2 protein-coding genes are annotated in these 1,672 nt (G+C 49.9%); both read left to right on the forward strand.

All coding sequences use genetic code 11. The features are described from left to right. Positions 1 to 131 precede the first annotated feature (131 nt). Positions 132 to 1,169 (forward strand): extracellular solute-binding protein, encoded by a 1,038-nt coding sequence (locus B4K20_RS16420; protein ID WP_289283743.1) that lies wholly within the window; start codon positions 132 to 134, stop codon positions 1,167 to 1,169. Then, a partial coding sequence (locus B4K20_RS16425) for an ABC transporter permease (RefSeq protein WP_414683399.1) occupies positions 1,166 to 1,672 on the forward strand: 507 nt, incomplete at its 3' end. The genes B4K20_RS16420 and B4K20_RS16425, both read left to right, overlap by 4 nt.

Consider the following 1,672-nt stretch of genomic DNA (forward strand, 5'->3'; position numbering starts at 1 on the left):
TGCCACAAGCTATTCAGAAGGGCCAGAGCCTGGATGAAGTTCGCAAAGTTGTGAACACCATGAAAGGCAAAATCGATACAGCGCATGATTTACTCGAAAAATCGGCGGAAGAGAGAAAGGACGTTTTCTAAATGCAACGTAGAACATTCATACAATCTCTGGCAGCGCTCGCCGCTGCCGGTGCATTGCCACTGAGTATCAGACAAGTCCTCGCCGACCCAGCTAATGCGATGTCGGTTGAGGATTTACCTAAACTCGAAGGCGAGTTAACCCTCTACCTTGGACGCGGTGAGGGTGGACTGTATGAAAATGTCATCAAAGCCATTGAAAAGCGTAACCCTGATCTTAAGTTACGCATCCGTCGTGGACCGACGGCTTCTCTGACCAATGCCATCCTTGCTGAAGCTAAGGCCGGCGTACGTCGTGCAGACTTGTTCTGGGCCGTCGATTCTGGCGCGGTGGGTATGGTCACGTCAGCTGAACTTGCTCAAACGCTTCCCACCGATCTGACAGGCCAACTGCGTGATGAATTCCAGTTTCCTGACTGGGTGCCTATTACCGGTCGTATCAGAACCATTCCGTTTAATACCGAGAAATTGACTGCCGATAAAATCCCAGAGGATATTATGGCTTTACCCGATACCGACTTGAGTGTCGGCTGGGCCCCGGCGTATGCGGCATTTCAGTCTTTTATTACCGGCATGCGAATTCTGGAGGGTGATAAAGCGACTGCTGACTGGCTGAAAGCCATGAACCAAAAAGCCAAAAAATTCGCAGGTGAACTCGGTGTAGTGATGGCTGTGGAACGCGGTGAAGTAGATATCGGTTTGGCTAATCATTACTACACATTGCGTTTAAAAGCAGGTAAGCCAGATGCCAATGTCGATCTGGCGTTCACCAATAATGATGCAGGCTGTCTAGTGAATGCTTCTGGCATTCTGGCACTCAAAGAAGGTGATTTACCGGTCAACTTCATCCGTTATTTATTAACTAAAGAAGTACAGTCTTATCTTGCTGAAGAAGCCTGTGAAATTCCGCTGGTGACTGGCGTCCATCCACCTGAAGGATTGCCTAAATTAAACAGCATTAATCCACCACAAATTGATTTGACCCGTCTGGGTGACCTGCGTCCGACCATCGACTTGATGCGACACGTCGGCGTTTTATGAAGCGATGGTCTCCGTCCTACCCTCTGGCATTGATCATCGCACTCATTGCGCTGATGCCAGTGGTGGTGTTGATCTCATTGGCATCCGACAGTCCACAGCTATTTGATGCTCGTAATCTCGAGATTCTCACCAATACGTTAGCCCTGATGGTGTTTACCGCTGGTGGCGCCGTATTGATCGGAGTACCGCTGGCATTTCTCACCGCGTATGTCAGACTTCCCTGGAGTAAATTCTGGTTGGTGTTACTGGCCTCACCTTTAGCCATTCCAAGTTATATCGGCGCCTTCACGCTTTATGCCGCTTTTGGGGCGGGTGGTGAAATAGAACAACTTACCGGTCTCACTACACCGAGTTTTGAGGGCCTGTTTGGGTCGAGTGTGGTGATGGCGCTCTACACTTATCCTTTTGTCATGCTGACTGTGCGTGCTTCCCTGCTCAGTCTGGATGCCAGCCTTGTTTATGCTGCACGCACGTTAGGTATGTCCTTGCTCGGCAGCCTGTGG

It is taken from the genome of Methylophaga sp. UBA5088 (assembly GCF_002414625.1).
GTDB classification, from domain to species: Bacteria; Pseudomonadota; Gammaproteobacteria; order Nitrosococcales; family Methylophagaceae; genus Methylophaga; species Methylophaga marina.